The organism is Achromobacter sp. NCFB-sbj8-Ac1-l (assembly GCF_052695805.1).
The window spans coordinates 5,020,889-5,041,053 of record NZ_CP199812.1; the positions used below are offsets into that span (position 1 = coordinate 5,020,889).

The following is a 20,165-nucleotide window of genomic DNA, read 5'->3' on the forward strand; positions in this document are numbered from 1 at the left end:
ATCCGCTCACAATCCGATCCCTCACTTGAGACGCGCGCCGCGCCTTCCTGGTTCCTCATGTTCAAACGCACCCTTGGGCAGCATGCGCTGGCGGCAGCGCTGGCCCTGGCCGTTGCCGTGGCCGCGGGCTGGGGCGCCTGCCACTCGCTGGCCCTGCGGACCGGCCCGGCGCCCGCCGCCTCGGCGGGCGTCTACATCCACAACCTGGGCAACACCCTGCAGGACCAGACCCGCAACCTGTCGCGCCTGAGCCAGGCGCTGCGCACCGGCGACCGGCTGGTGGTGCTGGGCTCGTCCGAACTCACCAGCACCGACCTGCGTTTCGTGCCGTACCGGTTCCTGGCCGACGAATTGCAGATGCCGGTCATGGCCTACGGCCATTCCGGCTTCCAATCGCTGGGCATGCAACTGGTGCTGGCCGCCCTGGCCGACGACCTGTCGCCCGCCTCGCGGGTGGTGGTGATGGTGTCGCCGGGCTGGTTCGATGGCGACGGCGGCCTGGGGCCGGACGAATTCCGCGAACACGCCAATCCTCTCTTGCCCCGCCTGCTGCGCCAGCCCGAGGGGCGCGAACAGGTCGCGCGCTGGCTGCACGACAAGGGCGATGCCCGCGTGGCCTGGTCCATGGCCGCCGAGCAGGCGTACGTGTTCCGCCAGCGGCTGGTGGACCTGTGGGCGCCCGCGTATGCCGCCCCGGCTCCGGAAAACGAAATGGCCGGCCCGGGCGCTGCCGCCCGCGTGGTGGACTGGGACGCGTTGGCGCGCGAGGCGCAGGACGCCGAGCAGGCGCAAATGGCCCGCAACCGCTATGCGGTGCGCGACGACTTCTTCGACAAATACCTGCAAGCCGTGCCGGCGGGCGGCAAGACCGCGTTCCAGCCCCAGCCGCTGACCGGCAAGGACGAATTGCGCGAGCTGGCCGCGCTGATGCAGCTGCTGCGCAACCACGGCGTGAACGCGCTGTTCGTGATGCAGCCGCTGCACCCGCTGGTGTTCAAGGACCTGGACCGCTTCACCCCGATCCAGCACGAGGTCAACGCCCTGTGCGCCCGCTACGCCATGACCTGCATGGACATGTACGGTGCCCCCTACGAGGTCGGCACCCTGCGCGACGTGCAGCACCTGGGCGAACTGGGCTGGCTGCGGGTCAACCAGCGCATCGCCGAGATGTTCCGGCCATGATGCCCCTTTTTTCTCCCCAGCCCGCCAAGGAGGGCCCGCGATGAAGAAAACCCTGTGGCTGTGCCTGCTGTACCTGGGGCTGCTGGCCGTCATGATGATCCAGGCCGACACCTCGGCCAACCTGGGCAAGCCGATCGAGATCGAGTTCCAGTACCAGAAGTTCTAGGGGCCTGCCCGGGGGCGCGCGCGCAGGGGGCCAAGGGGACTGCGCCCTGGGCGCCAGGGCCGCCGGTCGCAGGGCCGCTCGCCCCCGCCGCGAGGCGTGTCCACCATGCCGTCGAAGTTGCGCCAAGCAACCAGGGACAGGTCACAAATCTGTAATAATCTGGGCCTCGCCGGAACCTCTCCCCGCCCTCCATGTTCTCCCTCTTCCATGGCCTAGACCTCTGGGTCGGCCTCAGCCTTGCGCTGGCCCTGACATTCGTCCTGGCCTTCGAATTCATCAATGGCTTTCATGACACGGCAAATGCCGTCGCGACGGTCATCTACACCAAGGCGATGCCGCCGCACCTGGCGGTGGTGCTTTCCGGCATCTTCAACTTCCTGGGCGTGCTGCTGGGCGGCGTGGGCGTGGCCTACGCCATCGTCCACCTGCTGCCGGTGGAACTGCTGATCAACGTGGACACGGGGCGCGGACTGGCCATGGTGTTCGCCATGCTGGCCGCCGCCATCGCCTGGAACCTGGGCACCTGGTATTTCGGCATTCCCGCGTCCAGCTCGCACACGCTGATCGGCTCGATCCTGGGCGTGGGCCTGGCCAATGCCCTGATGACCGACCTGCCCCTGGCGGACGGCGTCAACTGGGGCAAGGCGATCGACATCGGCGCCTCGCTGGTGGTGTCGCCGGTGGCGGGCTTCCTGGTGGCCGGCGGGCTGTTGCTGGCGCTCAAGCGCTGGCTGCCGCTATCCAAGATGCACAAGACGCCCGAGCAGCGCCGCGCCATCGACAATAAAAAGCACCCGCCGTTCTGGAACCGCCTGGTGCTGGTGCTGTCGGCGATGGGCGTGAGCTTCGTGCACGGCTCGAACGACGGCCAGAAGGGCATCGGCCTGATCATGCTGGTGCTGATCGGCATCGTGCCGGCCAACTTCGTGCTGGACACCAATAGCACCACCTACCAGATCGAACGCACCCGCGACGCGGCCACCCACCTGTCCGCCTTCTACCAGCGCAACGAAGCCATGCTGGGCGACTTCCTGGCGCTCAAGCGCGCCGGCTCGGCCTCGGACCTGCCGCGCAATTTCCGCTGCGATCCCGAGCTGACCCTGCCCACCATCGACGCGCTGCAGGCCGACCTGCATGGCGTCAGCAACTATGCCGACCTGTCGGCGGCCAAGCGCATCGACGTGCGCCGCTACCTGCTGTGCCTGGACGACACGGCCAAGAAGGTGGCGCGCATCGAAGGCCTGCCGGCCCGTGAACGCACCGACCTGCAACGCCTGCGCGCCGACCTGACCGCCACCACCGAGTACGCGCCCTTCTGGGTGATCGTGGCGGTGGCGCTGGCGCTGGGCGCCGGCACCATGGTGGGCTGGCGCCGCGTGGTGCTGACGGTGGGCGAAAAGATCGGCAAGCAGGGCATGACCTACGCCCAGGGCATGTCGGCCCAGCTGACGGCGGTGGGCGCCATCGGCCTGGCCAATGTGTTCAGCCTGCCCGTCTCGACCACCCACGTGCTGTCGTCCGGCGTGGCCGGCACCATGATCGCCAACAAGAGCGGCCTGCAGGGAGGCACGGTGCGCAACATCCTGCTGGCCTGGATCCTGACCCTGCCCGCCTCGATGCTGCTGGCGGCCGGCCTGTTCTGGGTCGGCGTGCAGATCGCCGGCTGATCCGCGCGGCGGACGCAACACTCTGGCAACCGCGCCGGGCTATGTCCGGCGCGGGCGCGCCACTACCATGGCGCCATGGCTACCTCTTCCCCCACCCTGCATTACATCTATGACCCGCTTTGCGGCTGGTGCTATGGCGCCGCGCCGCTGATCGAGGCCGCCCGCGGCATCGCGGGCCTGACGATCGCGCCCCACGGCGGCGGCATGATGACCGGCAGCAACGTCCAGCCGGTCACCGACGCCCTGCGCCGCTACGTCATGCCGCACGATGCGCGCATCGCCGGCCTCACCGGCCAGGAATTCGGCGTGGACTATCGCGACGGCCTGCTGCGCGACCACGGTGCAGTGTTCGATTCGGCCCCGCCCACCACCGCGGTCCTGGCCGCGCAGACGCTGGCGGGCCGCGGCCTGGACCTGCTCAAGCGGCTGCAGCGCGCGCACTACGTGCAAGGCCTGCGCATCGCCGACCCCGCTGAACTGCAAGGGCTGGCCGAAGACATCGGGCTGGATGCCGAGGCCTTCCGCGCCGCGTATGCGCAAGCCGACGGCGAGGCCACCGCGCGCCACATCGCCGACAGCCGGGCGCTGCTGACGCGGGTGGGCGGCTCGGGCTTTCCGACGCTGGCGCTGGAAATGAACGGCGCCTATACGCTGCTGGAACCGGGCCGCTACCTGGGCCGCCCGTCGCAATGGCAGGCAGACCTGCGCGAGCGGCTGAAGTAAACACCGCCCGGCAAGGCCCGTTGCGCCAACCCGGTTCGGCCAGAACCCTCCAGGCGGCCTGCGTGGCCGGGCATCAGGACTCGCCGATGTCTCCGTCGCGCTGCAAGGCGCGATGCATCGCCGGGCGCGCCGCCAGCCGTTCGGCATAGGCCGAGTCGGTGTCGTACGGTACGCCCAGTTCTTCCAGCAGCCAGAGTATCCGGAACGACCGCGAGCGCGGCGCGTGATAGAGGGTCAGCATGGTCGGTCTCCTGGGTTAGTCGCTGCCGCCCAGCGCACGCAGTTGCGCCTTCAGGCGCCGCACTTCCTGGCTGAGGTCCAGGATCAGCGCCACGGCATCCAGGCCCGCGCCGAAATCGCGTTCCAGGCGGCGTGCGTCCAGCGCGCGTTGCAGGTCCATGCTGTAGAAGCGCCAGTGCGCGGGTTGCTGCCCGGCGGCCTCGACGATGCCGACTTCGACCAGTTGCGCGACCCATTCCACTTCGGCGCCGCAGGCGCGGGCCAGGTCGTCGGCCGTAAGCGGTTGCGATTTGCCCACCACGGTGGCGCTGGTGATGACGAGTTTCTTCATGATCAGACCCCCAGGTGGCGCCGCGGGTTGAACGGCAGGTCTTGCTGCAGCTTGCGGTAGGCCTCCTTGGCGGCCTCGGTGTCGGCCGGCGGCAGGGCCAGCTCGAGCACCAGGTACAGGTCGCCGGGCGGATCACCCGGAATGCCGCGCCCCCGCAGACGCAGCTTGCGGCCGTTGCCGGAGCCGGCCGGGATGGCGACTTCGACGGTGCCGCCCGGCGTGGGCGCATTGACCTTGGCGCCCAGCGCCGCCTCCCAGGGGGCGACCGGCAGCGTCATGTAGAGGTCGCGCCCTTCGGCGCGGTAGCGGGCGTGCGGCTTGAAGCGCACTTCCAGGTACAGGTCGCCGTTTTCGCCACCGCCATAGCCGGGCATGCCCTGCCCCGCCAGGCGGATGAACTGGCCTTCGCGCACGCCGGGCGGAATGCGCACGCTGAGCGTGCGCGTCTGCATTTGCGGGCGGCCCTGGTCATCGACCTGCATGGACCGCAGGCTGATGTCGCGCGTGGCGCCCTTCAGCGCATCTTCGAGGTCGACCTCGATGGCCGCGTGATGGTCGTCGCCGCGGGCGCGGAATTCCTGCTGCGCGCCCTGGCCCGCCGCGCGGCGGCCGCGGCCACCGAACAGCGACGAGAAGAATTCGCTGAACTGGGCTTCGTCGCCAGGCGCCGCGCCGCGGTGGAATTCGAAGCCTTCGTCCCAGCCGGGAGGCGGCTGGAAGCCGCCGCCGGGCGATACGCCGGCCGCGAGGTTGTCGTAGGCTTCGCGCTTTTCCTTGTCGCGCAGCACGTCGTAGGCTTCGTTGACGTCGCGCATGCGCGCCTCGGCGTCGCTTTCCTTGCTGACGTCGGGGTGGTATTTGCGGGCGAGCTTGCGGTAGGAGCGCCGGATCTCGTCTTCGGAGGCGCCACGCTCCACACCAAGAATGCTGTAGTAGTCCTTGAACTCCATTTTCCAGCCCATGGTTGGGGTTGCAGCCAAAGGCGGCTCGCGCCGGATTCGGCCCTGAATACAAAGAAGATAGGGGCTGGCGGCCGATTTTTCAATGCGATTCACCAAGTTTGCCGCTTCGCGCATAATTGCAGGCTGCGGTCCGGTCGCGCAGACCGGGCCGGCGGCCCCGCGCCCGTTGCGCCAGGCCGCCGCCAACGAACAGGAACCGATCGTGCTGGAAATCATCGACGTCGACTTCAACCACCCGGAACACGGCGAGCAAGTGCTGGCCATGCTCAACGAATACGCCAGCGGCCCCATGGGCGGCAATTCGCCCTTGCCCGACTACGCTCGTCAGAACCTGATCGGCGAACTGGCCCGCCGCCCCACCGCGCACGCACTGCTGGCCCGGGTCGACGGCCAGGCGGCTGGCGTGGCGATCTACCTGGAGGGCTTTTCCACGTTCGCCTGCCGTCCGCTGGTGAACCTGCATGATCTGGCCGTTTCGCCGCGCTTCCAGGGCCTGGGCGTGGGCAAGCAGCTGCTGGCCGCGCTGGAAACCCGCGCCCGCCAGATGGGCTGCTGCAAGATCACGCTGGAAGTGCTGGAAGGCAACGACGTCGCACAGGGCCTGTACCGCAAGCTGGGCTTTGAAGGCTATTCGCTGGACGAAGACACCGGCCGCGCCATGTTCTGGCAAAAGAAGCTGGCCGCCTGAGCCGCCCACGATTCCCCTACCGGGCGCCGCCGCGGCGCCCCCCCTGGCAAAGGACATCCCATGAAGATGAGCAACATCCCCTTCGGCACCACCGACTGGTCCGCCGTCGAGGCGACCGAACACCCCGGCGATACCGGCATGGCCTACTGGCGCACCCGCCAGTTCGGCGACATACGCGTGCGCATGGTCGAATACACCGCCGGCTACCTGGCCGACCACTGGTGCAGCAAGGGCCACATCCTGTTCTGCCTGGAAGGCGAACTGCACACCGAGCTGGAAGACGGCCGCCGCTTCGTGCTGACGCCCGGCATGAGCTACCAGGTGGCCGACCAGGCCGAGCCGCACCGCTCGTCCACAGCGACCGGCGCCAGGCTCTTCATCGTCGACTGACGCGCCCGCGCGACACGCTGAATTTCAGTTGCGTTACGCTTCATCCTACGACCCCTCCTACGTAACCCCTCATCACCGCCACACCGGAGAAGCACTTGGGCGCCCCGTTTACGCTGTTCGTCGATTCCCAGTTCCTCAGCCCCTACGCCATGTCGGCCTATGTGGCGCTGACTGAAAAACAACTGCCCTTCGAAGTGCGCCTGATCGACCTGGACGCGGGTGAGCAACGCATGCAGCCCTACCAGTGCCGCGCCCTGACCGCACGCGTGCCGGCGCTGACGCATGGCGATTTCAACCTGACCGAATCCACCGCCATCACGGAATACCTGGAAGACCTGCACCCGGCGCCGGCCTGTACGGCGCTGTATCCGGCCGATGCGCGCGACCGTGCCCGTGCCCGGCAGTTGCAGGCCTGGCTGCGCAGCGACCTGGCCGCCCTGCGCCAGGAACGCCCCACCGAAACCGTGTTCTACGACCAGCCCGGCCAGCCCCTGTCCGACGCCGGCCACGCGGCGGCGGCCAAGCTGATCCACGTCGCGAGCGCCCTGATCGGCGCCGGCCAGTCGACCCTGTTCGACGAATGGTGCATTGCCGACGTCGACCTGGCGGTGGCGCTGCGGCGCCTGTGGCTGGACGGCCTGCCCGATCCGCTGCGCGACTATGCCCAAGCGCAATGGCAGCGCCCGTCGGTGCGCAAATGGCTCGAGCACAACGCGGCAGCCCGCAGCTAGCCCACCTGCCGCAGCCGCCATGCAATTGCTGGATCACGTCTCCCTGACCGTCGCCGGGCTGGACGCCGCCCGGCCCTTCTACGATGCCGTCATGCAGGCGCTGGGCGCGGCCAAGGTCTACGACCGCCCCGATGCCCTGGGCTACGGCGAACGCTGCCGGCCCGGCGATGCCGGGCACACTTACATTTCCATCCTGGCCGATGCCGCCGAACCGCTGGCCGGCACCCGCCGCCATTGGTGCTTCAAGGCCGCCAGCCGCGCGGTGGTGGACGCCTTTCACGCTGCCGGGCTGGCCCATGGCGGCCGCGACGACGGCGCGCCCGGCCTGCGGCCGCACTACCATCCGCATTACTACGCCGCGTTTCTGCTGGACCCGTCGGGCAACCGCATCGAGGCCGTCTGCCACGACGCACCCTGACGCGTCGCCCGGGGGGCGGAACACCCAGAGGGACGGATAGTCCGCCCGTGTTTGACCTGCATCAATCCCACCCATGTTGCGATGCAACATTCAATCAGGTGTAATGGGGGGGTCAAGTCAGCTGGTTCCACTGGGAACCCGCCCGGCGGCAACGTTGCCGCCGGCAGCATCCCTACAGGAGATCGCCATGGCCGAATCCGGCAACGATCGCGTCCCCGCCCCGTCCTTCAATCCCTGGACGGCCGCCTATGAATACGCCGTGGACGCCTGGCAGCGCGCCGTGCTCTATGCCGACGTGATGCGCCAGCGCGGCAACCAATATCACGAGCACATGGCCAAGCGGGCCCCCAACGTGCTCAGCATGGAATACGAACTGGTGCTGGACGGCCGCGAACTGGACCGGCCAGTCAATTACGGCCTGCTGCGCATCAAGCCGCCCGAAGGCGTGGTGGTCGACCCCATCAAGCGCCCCTTCCTGGTGGTGGACCCCCGCGCCGGGCACGGCCCCGGCATCGGCGGCTTCAAGCCCGAAAGCGAGATCGGCGTGGCGGTACGCGCCGGCCACCCCTGCTACTTCGCCACCTTCCTGCCCCGGCCCATGCCTACCCAGACCGTCGAAGACGTGATGGCGGCCGAAGCCCACTTCCTGGAAAAGATCATCGCCCTGCATCCGGACGCCGAAGGCAAGCCGGTGGTGGTGGCCAACTGCCAGGCCGGCTGGCAGATCATGATGACCGCCGCGGTGCGCCCGGAGCTGTTCGGGCCCATCATCATCGCCGGGGCGCCGCTGTCGTACTGGGCGGGCTGGCGCGGCATGAACCCGATGCGCTACGCCGGCGGCCTGCTGGGCGGCAGCTGGCTTACCGCCCTGACCAGCGACCTGGGCAACGGCACCTTCGATGGCGCCTGGCTGGTGCAGAACTTCGAAAACCTGAATCCCGCCAACACGCTGTGGTCCAAGCAGTACAACCTGTATTCCAAGGTCGACACCGAGGCCGGGCGCTACCTGAGCTTCGAAAAATGGTGGGGCGGCCACGTCTTTTTGAACGGGCCGGAAATCCAGTACATCGTCGACAACCTGTTCGTCGGCAACCGCCTGTCGTCCTCGGGCCTGGTGACCTCGGACGGCATCCGCATCGACCTGCGCAACATCCGTTCGCCCATCGTGGTGTTCTGCTCCAAGGGCGACAACATCACGCCGCCGCCGCAGGCCCTGGGCTGGATCCCCGACCTGTACCAGGACGACGCCGAAGTGCTGGCGCACGACCAGACCATCGTCTACGCCGTCCATGAAAGCATCGGCCACCTGGGCATCTTCGTGTCGGGCAGCGTGGCGCGCAAAGAACACCAGGAATTCACCTCGAACATCGACATGATCGATGTGCTGCCGCCCGGCATCTACCAGGCGGAAATCACCGACAAGACGCCGGACACGCCCAACGCCGACCTGGCCTACGGCAACTACGTGCTGTCGTTCGAGCAGCGCAAGATGGATGACGTGCGCGCCATCGTCGACCGCAAGGAAGACGACGACCGCCGCTTCAAGGCCGTTGCCCGCATCTCGGACATCAACCTGGGCATGTACCGCAGCTTCGTGCAGCCCTGGGTGCGCGCCGCGGTCACGCCGCAATCGGCCGAATGGAGCCAGCGCCTGCATCCGCTGCGCCTGCCCTACGAACTGGTGTCCGACCGCAATCCGCTCATCGCCCCCATCGCAAAGGTGGCCGAGCAGGTACGCGAACACCGCCAGCCGGCCTCGCCCGCCAATCCGTTCCTGATCGCCCAGGAAATGTTCTCGAACCTGATCGAGACCGGCCTGAACATCTTCCAGGAACTGCGCGATTCGGCCGACGAGCGCACCTTCATGAGCGTCTATGGTTCGCCGCTGGTGCAAGACCTGGCCGGCCTGGGCGGCAAGGACGGCCTGCCGCGCCGCCACCCCGGCGTGTCGCCGGAACACCGCCGCTTCATGGAAGAACGCGCCGCCGAGCTGCGTTCGCTGCTGCAGGAAGGCGGCCTGCGCGTGGCCGCCATCCGCATGCTGCTGTACGTGGCGGGGGCAGAAGGCGGGCTGGACGAACGCAGCTTCGCGCTGATCCGCAAGATGCGCGCCGAAGCCGGCAACAGCATGACGCTGCAGGAATTCAAGGACATCGTGCGCGACCAGGCGATGATGATGCGGCTGGATTCCGCCGCGGTCTTGCAGACCATGCCGCACCTGCTGGAAAGCTCGCCGCCCGACGCCATTCGCGAGGCGCTGGATTCGATGAAGCACGTGCTGGAAGCCGCCGAGCCGATGAGCCCGGCCGCGCGCCAGAGCCTGGCCGAGATGGAACAGATCTTCCTGACGGCTGAACGCGCGGCCCAGCGCCTGGCGCCGCCCGCGGCGCGCAAGCGCCCCCGCATCGCGGCCGCCCGGCAAGAGGCCCCGGCCGCCGCCCAGCCCGCCAAGACCCGGCGCGCGCCGGTCAAGGCCGCCAAGGCTGCGGCGCCCGCGGCCAAGCCTGCCGCCAAGGCCGCCGCCCCCCGCCCTGATGCCAAGGCCGCGCCCAGGAAAGCCGCGGCCCGCAAGCCCGCCGCGAAGAAAGCCGCTGCCAAGCAAGCCGCCGCGACCAAGACCGCGAGCGCCCGTCAACCCGCCCACGTCGAATCCGAATGAGTCTGCCCACCTCCACGCATTACGACAAGCTCATCGCCCGCGCGCAAACGCTGGACCCCGCGCTGTGCGCCATTGCCCACCCCTGCGACGAGCCGTCGCTGTCGGCCGCGCTGGAAGCGCGCGACCTGGGCCTGTTGCGGCCCATCCTGGTGGGCCCGGAGCACAAGATCCGCGACACCGCCGCGCAGTTCAAGCTGAACCTGGGCGACGCCCGCATCGTCGACGTGCCGCACAGCCATGCCGCGGCCGAGACCGCCGTCGCCCTGGTGCGCAGCGGCGAAGCCTCGCTGCTCATGAAGGGCAGCCTGCACACCGATGAGCTGATGCACGAAGTGGTGGCGCGCACCACGGGCCTGCGCAGCGGACGGCGCATCAGCCATGTGTTCATCATGGAAGTGCCCACCTATGCCGAGCCGCTGTTCATCACGGATGCCGCCATCAACATCTTCCCCGACCTGGAAACCAAGGCCGACATCATCCGCAACGTGATCGACCTGCACCATGGGCTGGGGCTGGGCGAGCCGCGCGTGGCGATCCTGTCGGCGGTGGAACAGGTCACCCCCAGCATTCCCAGCACCATCGAGGCCGCCGCGCTGTGCAAAATGGCCGACCGCGGCCAGATCGCAGGCGGCGTGCTGGACGGCCCGCTGGCGCTGGACAACGCCATCAGCCCCGACGCCGCCCGCATCAAGGGCATACGCTCACCCGTGGCCGGCGTGGCCCAGGTACTGGTGGTGCCCGACCTGGAAGCCGGCAACATGCTGGCCAAGAACCTGACCTTCCTGGCCAACGCCGAGGCCGCCGGCATCGTGCTGGGCGCGCGCGTGCCCATCATCCTGACCAGCCGCGCGGACAGCCCGCGCTCGCGCCTGGCGTCCTGCGCGGTGGCCGCGATCTACGCGCACCATCTGGCCCAGCAGCAGGCCCGTCCGCTGGCGTAGCGAGGCGGGGCTGCGGCCCCGCCCGCCGCGGCAAGTCTGCCGCAGCGTTTGTCGCACCTTGCCCGTCGCGGCGATTCCATCGCCTCTTGTCCGTTGCATCTAAAGGCCATTGCCCATGTCCGACACCATCCTGGTCATCAACGCCGGCAGTTCCAGCATCAAGTTCTACCTGTACGACATCGACGACAAAGCGGCCCTGGCGCCGCGGCTGGGCGGCCAGCTCGAAGGCATCGGCACCCGCCACCCGCGCCTGCGCGTGCGCGACGCCGCCGGCCAGACGCTGGTGGAACGCGACATCGCGCCCAGCCATGCGCCCGACGTGCCCAACGGCCAGGAAGTGGTCGGCACCTGGCTCAGCGGTCACCTGGGCGGCGCGCCGCTGGCCGTGGGCCACCGCGTGGTGCACGGCGGCCCCGACCTGTCCCAACCGGTGCTGGTCGACGATGCCATCCTGGCGCAGCTCGACGCCTACACGCCCCTGGCGCCGCTGCACCAGCCCAACAACCTGGCCCCCATCCGCGTGATCCGCGAGCGGCGCCCCTGGATTCCTCAGGTGGCGTGCTTTGACACCGCCTTCCACCGCAGCCATTCCGACGTCGCCGATCGCTACGCCCTGCCCGACAAGCTCTACCAGCAAGGCGTGCGCCGCTATGGCTTTCATGGCCTGTCGTACGAATACATTGCCCAGCGCCTGCGCCAGGCGCTGCCCGAAATCGCCATGGGCAAGATCATTGCCGCGCACCTGGGTTCGGGCGTGTCCGCCTGCGCCATGCACCAGGGCAAGAGCGTGGACAGCACCATGGGCTTCACCGCCCTGGAAGGCCTGCCCATGGGCACGCGCCCCGGCCGGCTGGATGCCGGCGTGGTGCTGTGGATGATGGAACAGGGCATGACCCACGACGAGATCGAGCACACGCTCTACCACGACTGCGGCATGAAGGGCCTGTCCGGCATCAGCAACGACATGCGCGAGCTGCTGGCCAGCGAGGCGCCGTCGGCCAGGCTGGCGCTGTCGTACTTCGCCTGGCGCGTGGCCGAAGGCATGATCGGGCTGGGCTGCGCCATGAACGGCATCGACGGCATCGTCTTCACCGCCGGGGTCGGCGAGAACTCGGCCGAGATCCGCCAGGCCATCAGCGAACACTGGGGCTGGCTGGGCATCAAGCTCGACCCCGAGCGCAACGCCCGCCACGGCCCGCGCATTTCCAGCGACGACAGCCGCATCGGCGTCTACGTCGTGCGCACCAACGAAGAACTCGTCATTGCACAGCACACCCTGGACCTGGTGAAACAACGATGAACGCCCCGCTTCCCCTGGCCGGCAAGCGCGGCCTGGTCACCGGCATTGCCAACGCCGATTCCATCGCCTGGGGCTGCGCCAAGGCCTTTCGCGCCCTGGGCGCGGAACTGGCGGTGACCTACCTGAACGACAAGGCGCGACCGCACGTCGAACCGCTGGCGCGGCAAGTGGACGCGTCCCTGCTGATGCCGCTGGACCTGTTGCAGGACGGCCAGCTCGAAGCCGTCTTCGACCGCATCACCGAACAGTGGGGCAGCCTGGACTTCGTGCTGCACTCCATTGCCTACGCGCCGCGCGACGACCTGCACGGGCGCGTCACCGACTGCTCGCGCGCCGGCTTCCTGCAGGCGATGGATGTGTCTTGCTGGTCGTTCATCCGCATGGCCAAGCTGGCCGAGCCGCTGATGCCGGGCGGCGGCGCGCTGTTCTGCATGAGCTACTACGGCTCGCAGATGGTGGTCGAGCACTACAACATGATGGGCCCGGTCAAGGCCGCGCTGGAATCGGCCACCCGCTACCTGGCCGCCGAGCTCGGCCCCCAGGGCATCCGCGTGCATGCGATTTCCCCCGGGCCGCTCAAAACCCGGGCCGCCTCGGGCATCCATGAATTCGACGCCTTGCTGGACCGCGCCCAGGCCAAGGCCCCGGCGCGCAGTTTGGTGTCCATCGATGACGTCGGCGAGGCCACCGCCTGGCTCGCCACCGACGCCGCCCGCCTGATGACGGGGCAGACCTTGTATATCGACGGCGGCTATCACATCATCGATTGAGGCATTCGGCATGCCCATGCCGGGTAGGAACCGCAGCGGCCCGGCCACCCAATGGGCAACCCGGGCCCGCGCCACGCTTCAGCTCAGCGTGGCCGGCGCCGGCCCCTGGCGCCAACGCTCGATGGCTTCGACCGCCTGCTCGGGGCTGGCAAAAATCTTGTCGCGGCCGATCCGGTCGGCCAGGCCGCTGCGATCCAGCGCCATGCGGAACTGGCCATGCCCCCCCGCCACCAGCAGCACCATGCCGCGGTCGCGCAGCTCGCGCCGCAATTCATACAGCGCCTCGATCGCATCCGCGTCCGCCTGCGTCATCGCCTCGGCGTCCAGCACGAACCACGTCACGTCGCCGGCTTGCTCGATCACCTCGCGCGCGCGCCGCCGGAACGCGTCCGCATTGAAGAACCACACCGACGACTCGAACAGCCAGATCACGGTGCCCGGCACCGGCTGCGCCTGCGGATTCAAGTGCATCTTGCCCAGCACCGATTCGCCCGGCAGACGGCCCAGCAAGGCGTCGCGCGGATTGCCGGACACGTACATCGCGTACAGCAACGTGGCGCCCACCGACACCGCCACGCCCTGCAGCACGCCAAAGCCCACCACGCCCACCGCCGCCAGGATGCCGAAGGCCAGCTCGACGCGTGAAATGCGGGCCAGCCGCAGGAAGGCCTGCCCATCGAACAGGCTGGCCGCCGCCAGCAGCAGAATCGCCGACAGCACCGCCTGGGGCAGCCAATACAGCGGCGCGCTCAGCAAGCCCACCACCACCGCCAGCGCCGCCGCCGCGCTCACCCCCACCAGCGGCGAAGAACCGCCCGCCGCCAGCCCCACCGCCGTGCGCGAATCCGCGCCCGTGACCACAAACCCCTGGAACAGTCCCGCCATCACATTGGCCGCGCCAAAGCCCACCAATTCCCGGTTCGGATCCACATGCTCGCCCGTGCGCGCCGCAAAACTGCGCGCCGTCACGATGCCGCTGGAAAAACTCACCACCAGCACCCCCGCCGCGCCCAACAGGATGTCGTCCACCCCTTCCAGGCGCACCGGCAGGCTCAGCGCCGGCAGGCCCGCCGGCACCTCACCCACCACCGCGATGCCCAGACCGGGAAAATCGAACAGCCAGGACAAGAAGCAGGCCCCCACCACCAACAGGATCGACCCCGGCCACGTCGGCCGCCAGCGCTTGATGGCCACCAGCAACAGGCAAGACACCACCCCCAGGCACAGGGTCGGAATGCGAATCTCGGACACGCGCCGCGACAACTCCAGAAACGGGTGGATCAGCCCGCTGTTGCGCAGCCCCACCCCGGTCAGCCCGCTCAGTTGCGACAGCGCCAGCGTCACCGCCACCCCCGCCATGTAGCCGATCAGCACCGGCCGCGACAGCAGATTGGCCAGCACGCCCAGCCGCAGCACGCGCGCGATCAGGCAGCCCACCCCCACCGTCAACGCGATGCCCGTCGCCGCCACCAGCCGGTCCTCTGGCGTTGTCAGCGCCATCCCCGTCAGCGTCGCCGCGATCAGCGTACAAGTCGCCGTGTCCGGCCCCACGATCAACGTACGCGACGACCCGAACAGCGCGTAACCCAGCATCCCCGCGATCGCCGCCCACAACCCCGCCACCGGCGGCACCCCCATCATCGCCGCGTAGGCCAGCCCTACCGGCAACGCCACCGCCGCCACGCTCAGCCCGGCCGCCACGTCGCGCCCCGCGGACTCCCGGGTGATACCCCGGAAATTATTCAGGCCAGGAAGAAATCGTAGATTCATGGAGCGGCAAGGCAGGCAGAAAACCGAAAGAAAACCGCGGCGCGCGGGTGAGCGACAAGGCTACACCAGACGCGTCCCCAATACCTGTCGCCAGATCAAACGCGTCCTGTCTTGCCTTCCCCCGCCATCATTCCAAAAAGGAATCGATTTCCTTAACTATTTATCCCTTTTTATCAACTTCCCGATTGCGTAGCGTCGTGCTCACAACAAACGCGGCATCAGCGCCGCCCCCAGGGCCTCCCCGCCCCGGAACAACAGCGCGGCTCGCTCCCTGCCGCCCCCCCCGCCGCCATCGGCGAATTCATGCGCACGGAAATCGACCGCTACGGCGCGATCGTGAAGCTGTCAGGCGCGAAGATGGAATAAAGGCGCAAGCAACGCCACAAACCAAGACACCCGTAGCCTGGGGCGCGGGCGGTCTTGCTGTCGAGCAACCTCGATGCGCCCAAGGGAATCCGTAGGGAGCCGAAGGCGGACGAGGATGACGCAGGGGACGTCCGGAGCGAAGGCTCGGGACCGCAATCGTGGGCGCTCGACAGCAAGACCGCCCGCGCCCCAGGCGACCTACGAAGCCCCCCCGTGCTCAAAGCCAAGAACGCCAAAGCCCAAAAAAAAGCCGCTCCCAAAGGAGCGGCCTTCCTCAGCAGACACCAAGCAAAACGCTTACTTGGCCCGCTCCTGCAGCACAGCCACTGCCGGCAACGTCTTGCCTTCCAGGAACTCCAGGAAAGCCCCGCCCCCGGTCGAGATGTAGCCCACCTGCTCCGAAATCCCGTACTTCGCAATCGCCGCCAGCGTATCGCCGCCACCCGCAATCGAGAATCCGTCCGAGTCGGCAATCGCCTGCGCCACCACCTTCGTGCCATTGGCGAACTGATCGAACTCGAACACGCCCACCGGCCCGTTCCACACGATCGTGCCGGCTTGCTTCAGGATCGCGGCCAGCTGCTCGGCCGTCTGCGGCCCGATATCCAGGATCATGTCGTCCGCCGCCACCGCGTCGGCCGCCTTCACCGTCGCCTCGGCATCCGCCCCGAACGACTTCGCGCACACCACGTCCACCGGAATCGGCACATCCGCGCCGCGCTGCTTCATCAGCTCGATCACCGCGCGCGCCTGGTCCACCTGGTCCGGCTCCGCCAGCGACTTGCCGATCGACAGGCCGGCCGCCAGCATGAACGTATTCGCAATGCCACCGCCCACCACCAGCTGGTCCACCTTGTCCGCCAGCGACTGCAGGATCGACAGCTTCGTCGACACCTTCGAGCCGCCCACGATCGCCACCAGCGGGCGCTTCGGCTCGTGCAGCGCACGGCCCAGCGCGTCCAGCTCGGCTTCCAGCAGGGGACCTGCGCAAGCCACCGGCGCGAAACGCGCGATGCCGTGCGTCGTGGCCTCGGCGCGGTGCGCCGTGCCGAATGCATCGTTCACGTACACATCGCACAGCGCCGCCATCTTGCGCGACAGCGCCTCGTCGTCCTTCTTCTCGCCCACATTCACGCGGCAGTTTTCCAGCAGCACCACCAGGCCCGGCTCGACCTTCACGCCGTCCACCCAGTTTTGCACCAGCGGCACCGGCATGCCCAGCAGCTCGGACAGGCGCTGGCCCACCTTCGCCAACGAATCGGCTTCGGTCAGCACGCCTTCTTTCGGGCGGCCCAGGTGGGACGTCACCATCACCGCGGCGCCGGCGTCCAGCGCCAGGCGGATGCCGGGCACCGAGGCGCGGATGCGGGTATCTTCGGAAATGCGGCCGGCATCATCGAACGGCACGTTCAGATCGGCGCGGATGAACACGCGCTTGCCGGACAGGGCGCCGGCCTTGGCCAGCGCGGACAGGGTATTGACCTTGGACATATGCTTTGCTTCCTACAGTTGGCAAACAAAGGGGACGAACCCGCTTTCCGCTTGGGCGGAAAACCCGTTCGTCCCCTTCGGCCTGACAGCGATGCTTACTTGGCCGACATCAGCGCGACGGTGGTGTCGAGCATGCGGTTCGAGAAGCCCCATTCGTTGTCGTACCAGGACGACACCTTGACCAGGCGACCCGAGACCTTGGTCAGCGACGCGTCAACGGTGCTGGAGGCCGGGTTGTGGTTGTAGTCCACCGAGACCAGGGGTTCGGTGTTGTAGTCCAGGATGCCCTTGAGCGCGCCTTCCGAAGCGTCCTTCAGGATCTTGTTCACTTCGTCGGCGGTCGTGTCGCGGCTGGCCACGAACGACAGGTCGACCAGCGACACGTTGATGGTCGGAACGCGGATGGCGTAGCCGTCCAGCTTGCCGTTCAGTTCCGGCAGCACCAGGCCCACGGCGGCGGCAGCGCCGGTCTTGGTGGGGATCATGCTCATCGTGGCCGACCGCGCGCGGCGCAGGTCTTCGTGGTAGACGTCGGTCAGGACCTGGTCGTTGGTGTAGGCGTGAACGGTCGTCATCAGGCCGTTTTCCAGGCCCAGCTTGTCGTTCAGGGGCTTGACCAGCGGGGCCAGGCAGTTGGTGGTGCACGACGCGTTCGAGATGACGGTGTCGGTGGCCTTGAGCACGCCGTGGTTCACGCCGTACACGACGGTGGCGTCAACGTCCTTGCCGCCCGGAGCCGAAATGATGACTTTCTTGGCGCCGCCCTTGATGTGGGCGCCGGCCTTTTCCTTGGTGGTGAAAAAGCCCGTGCACTCCAGCACCACGTCGACCTTCAGCTCGCCCCAGGGCAGCTCGGCCGGGTTGCGGTTGGCCAGCACGCGGATCTTGTCGCCGTTGACGACCATGAATTCGCCGTCGACCTCGACCGTGCCCGGGAACTTGCCGTGGGCGGTGTCGTAGCGGGTCAGGTGGGCGTTCGTCTTGGGATCACCCAAGTCGTTGATGGCGACGATTTCGATATCGTGCTTCTTGCCACCTTCGTAGTGGGCACGCAGGATGTTGCGGCCGATGCGACCGTAACCGTTGATGGCGACGCGAATAGTCATGACTAAGCTCCTTTTTTACAAAACTTGGCGGACGGTCTCGGCCACCTTGTCGGCGGTCAGCCCGAAGAACTTGAACAGCGCGCCGGCCGGGGCGGATTCGCCGTAGCGGTCGATGCCGACCACCGCGCCTTCCAGGCCTACGTACTTGTGCCAGAAGGCGGTCACGCCGGCTTCGACAGCCACGCGCGGCAGGCCCTTGGGCAGCACCGATTGCTTCCAGGCGGCGTCCTGGCGGTCGAACACGTCGGTGCTGGGCATGGACACCACGCGCACCGCGATGCCGTCCTTGGCCAGTTGCGCCTGCGCGTCCAGCGCGATGGCCACTTCAGAGCCGGTGGCGATGATGACGGCGCGGGCGCCTTCGGCATCGCGCAGCACGTAGCCGCCGCGGGAAATGGCGCCCACGGTGGCGGCATCGCGCGGCACGAACGGCAGGTTCTGGCGCGACAGCAACAGGGCCGTCGGGCCGCCGTCATGCACATCCATGCCGATGCTGGTCGGGCGCGTCACGGCGGCATTCCAGGCCACGGCGGTTTCGGCCGTATCGCAAGGACGCCAGAGCGACAGGTTGGGGATCAGGCGCAGGCTGGCCGCGTGCTCGATCGATTGGTGGGTGGGGCCATCTTCGCCCAGGCCGATCGAATCGTGCGTGAACACGTGCACCACGCGCTGCTTCATCAGCGCCGCCATGCGGATGGCGTTGCGCGAATAGTCCGAGAACGTCAGGAACGTGCCGCCGAACGGCAGGTAGCCGCCATGCAGGGCCACGCCGTTCATGATGGCGGCCATGCCGAATTCGCGCACGCCGTAGTTGATGTGACGGCCGAACTGGATGCCCTTGTCGCCGGCGCGAACGGCGGCCACGCCCTTCCAGTCGGTGAAGTTCGAGCCGGTCAGGTCGGCCGAGCCGCCCAGCATTTCCGGCAGCGCGGCGGCCAGGGCCGTGATCGCGAACTGCGAGGCCTTGCGGGTGGCGACGGTTTCGGCCTTTTCCAGCGTGCTGTTCAGGAACGCCTGGAACTGCTCGGCGTAGCCGGCGGGCAGCTCGCCCTTCATGCGGCGGGTGAACTCGGCGGCCTCAGCAGGGAACGCGGCGGCGTAGGCGTCGAACGCCGACTGCCATTCGGCCTGCGCGGCGGCGCCGGCCTTGCGACCGTCCCAGCCGTCGTAGACGTCTTGCGGAATCTGGAAGGGTTCGGCCGACCAGCCCAGCGCGGCGCGGGTGGCGGCGATTTCGTCCTTGCCCAGCGGCGCGCCGTGCACGTTGTGGGTGCCGGCCATGTTGGGCGCCCCCTTGCCGATGACGGTGCGGCAGACGATCAGCGTGGGCTTTTCCGATTGCGCGCGGGCGGCCTTGATGGCGGCGTCCACGGCGGCGGCATCATGGCCGTCGATGCCGCGGATGACGTTCCAGCCATAGCCTTCGAAGCGCTTGGCGGTGTCGTCGGCGAACCAGTGTTCGACGTGGCCGTCGATGGAAATGCCGTTGTCGTCGTACAGCACGACCAGCTTGGACAGCTTGAGCGTGCCGGCCAGCGAGCACACTTCATGCGAGATGCCTTCCATCAGGCAGCCGTCGCCCGTGAAGGCGTAGGTGTGGTGGTCGACGATGGTGTGGCCGGGCTTGTTGAATTCGGCGGCCAGCAGCGCTTCGGCCAGCGCCATGCCCACGGCATTGCCCAGGCCCTGGCCCAGCGGGCCGGTGGTGGTTTCCACGCCCGGGGTGATGCCCACTTCGGGGTGGCCCGGCGTCTTGGAATGCAACTGGCGGAAATTCTTGAGTTCTTCGATCGGCAGGTCGTAGCCCGTCAGGTGCAGCAGGGCGTAGATCAGCATCGAGCCGTGGCCGTTGGACAGCACGAAGCGGTCGCGGTTGGCCCAGGCGGGATCCTTGGGATTGTGGCGCAGGTTGCCGATCCATAGGGCCTGGGCGATTTCCGCCATGCCCATGGGTGCCCCCGGGTGCCCGGAGTTCGCTTGTTGCACGGCATCCATCGCGAGGGCGCGGATGGCATCCGCCAAGGCAAGTTTAGGGGCGGTCGGATTGCTCATTCGGAAGGCTCTTTGAAGCTGGCGCGCCCACGCAGGAAATGGGGGCCAGTTGAGTAGGTTGCGAAGCAAAAGATTTTAGCATCCGGGGCCTACCCCCCTGCCATCGGGCGCCGGCACGAGCCAAATGGGCGCATTCTCGGGGAAATGCGCGGGCGCAAGCCCGAAAATGATGGGGTAGAAGCCACAATTGCGGCGAGGCGGTCCGAGATTCA

General features: G+C 68.1%; 18 protein-coding genes and 1 pseudogene. 12 read left to right on the forward strand and 7 right to left on the reverse strand.

Annotated elements, in window-relative coordinates:
• Positions 1-57: 57 nt before the first annotated feature.
• The 4 genes from ACUDP5_RS23040 (at position 58) to ACUDP5_RS23055 (ending at position 3,738) form a co-directional block, all read left to right on the forward strand.
• Entirely contained in the window at positions 58-1,182 is a 1,125-nt protein-coding gene (locus ACUDP5_RS23040; RefSeq protein WP_445657285.1) for a D-alanyl-lipoteichoic acid biosynthesis protein DltD, read from the forward strand.
• Positions 1,183-1,222: 40 nt separating this feature from the next.
• Positions 1,223-1,348, forward strand: a complete 126-nt coding sequence (locus ACUDP5_RS23045; RefSeq protein ID WP_255358783.1) for a hypothetical protein — start codon at positions 1,223-1,225, stop codon at positions 1,346-1,348.
• 191 nt (positions 1,349-1,539) lie between these two features.
• Positions 1,540-3,015 carry an inorganic phosphate transporter gene (locus ACUDP5_RS23050; protein WP_263911364.1) on the forward strand — a complete coding sequence of 492 codons (1,476 nt, stop codon included), beginning with the start codon at positions 1,540-1,542 and terminating at the stop codon, positions 3,013-3,015.
• Positions 3,016-3,090: 75 nt separating this feature from the next.
• On the forward strand, positions 3,091-3,738 hold the full coding sequence (locus ACUDP5_RS23055; protein ID WP_445657286.1) for a DsbA family protein: 648 nt from the start codon (positions 3,091-3,093) through the stop codon (positions 3,736-3,738).
• Positions 3,739-3,892: 154 nt separating this feature from the next.
• Here the strand turns inward: ACUDP5_RS23055 and ACUDP5_RS23060 are convergent.
• The 3 genes and pseudogenes from ACUDP5_RS23060 to ACUDP5_RS23070 all read right to left on the reverse strand — a co-directional run.
• Positions 3,893-3,979, reverse strand: a pseudogene (locus ACUDP5_RS23060) (glutathione S-transferase family protein); the annotation flags it as partial.
• A gap of 15 nt (positions 3,980-3,994) precedes the next feature.
• On the reverse strand, positions 3,995-4,309 hold the full coding sequence (locus ACUDP5_RS23065; protein ID WP_263911360.1) for a chaperone modulator CbpM: 315 nt from the start codon (positions 4,307-4,309) through the stop codon (positions 3,995-3,997).
• A 2-nt stretch (positions 4,310-4,311) separates the two neighbouring features.
• Positions 4,312-5,259, reverse strand: a complete 948-nt coding sequence (locus tag ACUDP5_RS23070; RefSeq protein WP_263911608.1) for a DnaJ C-terminal domain-containing protein — start codon at positions 5,257-5,259, stop codon at positions 4,312-4,314.
• A 214-nt stretch (positions 5,260-5,473) separates the two neighbouring features.
• Between ACUDP5_RS23070 and ACUDP5_RS23075 the strand changes: the two genes are divergently transcribed.
• The 8 genes from ACUDP5_RS23075 (at position 5,474) to fabI (ending at position 13,168) form a co-directional block, all read left to right on the forward strand.
• A complete protein-coding gene (locus ACUDP5_RS23075) occupies positions 5,474-5,959 on the forward strand; it encodes a GNAT family N-acetyltransferase (RefSeq protein ID WP_263911607.1) in 486 nt (161 codons plus the stop codon).
• 60 nt (positions 5,960-6,019) lie between these two features.
• Entirely contained in the window at positions 6,020-6,349 is a 330-nt protein-coding gene (locus ACUDP5_RS23080) for a DHCW motif cupin fold protein (protein WP_263911358.1), read from the forward strand.
• Positions 6,350-6,444: 95 nt separating this feature from the next.
• Complete coding sequence (gene yfcF / locus ACUDP5_RS23085; protein WP_445657287.1) at positions 6,445-7,080, forward strand: glutathione transferase; 636 nt, start codon at positions 6,445-6,447, stop codon at positions 7,078-7,080.
• Between the two features lie 19 nt (positions 7,081-7,099).
• Entirely contained in the window at positions 7,100-7,498 is a 399-nt protein-coding gene (locus ACUDP5_RS23090; protein ID WP_445657288.1) for a VOC family protein, read from the forward strand.
• 187 nt (positions 7,499-7,685) lie between these two features.
• On the forward strand, positions 7,686-10,157 hold the full coding sequence (locus ACUDP5_RS23095) for a DUF3141 domain-containing protein (RefSeq protein ID WP_445657289.1): 2,472 nt from the start codon (positions 7,686-7,688) through the stop codon (positions 10,155-10,157).
• Positions 10,154-11,098 (forward strand): phosphate acetyltransferase, encoded by a 945-nt coding sequence (locus ACUDP5_RS23100; protein ID WP_263911351.1) that lies wholly within the window; start codon positions 10,154-10,156, stop codon positions 11,096-11,098. The genes ACUDP5_RS23095 and ACUDP5_RS23100 overlap by 4 nt, the downstream gene beginning before the upstream one ends.
• 115 nt (positions 11,099-11,213) lie before the next feature.
• A complete protein-coding gene (locus ACUDP5_RS23105; protein ID WP_445657290.1) occupies positions 11,214-12,398 on the forward strand; it encodes an acetate/propionate family kinase in 1,185 nt (394 codons plus the stop codon).
• Positions 12,395-13,168 (forward strand): enoyl-ACP reductase FabI, encoded by a 774-nt coding sequence (fabI, locus tag ACUDP5_RS23110; RefSeq protein WP_445657291.1) that lies wholly within the window; start codon positions 12,395-12,397, stop codon positions 13,166-13,168. Before ACUDP5_RS23105 ends, fabI begins: the two co-directional genes overlap by 4 nt.
• Before the next feature lie 78 nt (positions 13,169-13,246).
• Here fabI and ACUDP5_RS23115 read toward each other — a convergent pair whose 3' ends face one another.
• The 4 genes from ACUDP5_RS23115 to tkt form a co-directional block, all read right to left on the reverse strand.
• A complete protein-coding gene (locus ACUDP5_RS23115) occupies positions 13,247-14,938 on the reverse strand; it encodes a SulP family inorganic anion transporter (protein ID WP_445657292.1) in 1,692 nt (563 codons plus the stop codon).
• 663 nt (positions 14,939-15,601) lie between these two features.
• Positions 15,602-16,795, reverse strand: coding sequence for a phosphoglycerate kinase (locus ACUDP5_RS23120; RefSeq protein ID WP_175194123.1), 1,194 nt, complete (start codon positions 16,793-16,795; stop codon positions 15,602-15,604).
• Positions 16,796-16,890: 95 nt separating this feature from the next.
• Positions 16,891-17,901, reverse strand: coding sequence for a type I glyceraldehyde-3-phosphate dehydrogenase (gene gap, locus ACUDP5_RS23125; RefSeq protein WP_445657293.1), 1,011 nt, complete (start codon positions 17,899-17,901; stop codon positions 16,891-16,893).
• A 15-nt stretch (positions 17,902-17,916) separates the two neighbouring features.
• Complete coding sequence (gene tkt / locus ACUDP5_RS23130) at positions 17,917-19,953, reverse strand: transketolase (protein WP_445657294.1); 2,037 nt, start codon at positions 19,951-19,953, stop codon at positions 17,917-17,919.
• Positions 19,954-20,165 lie beyond the last annotated feature (212 nt).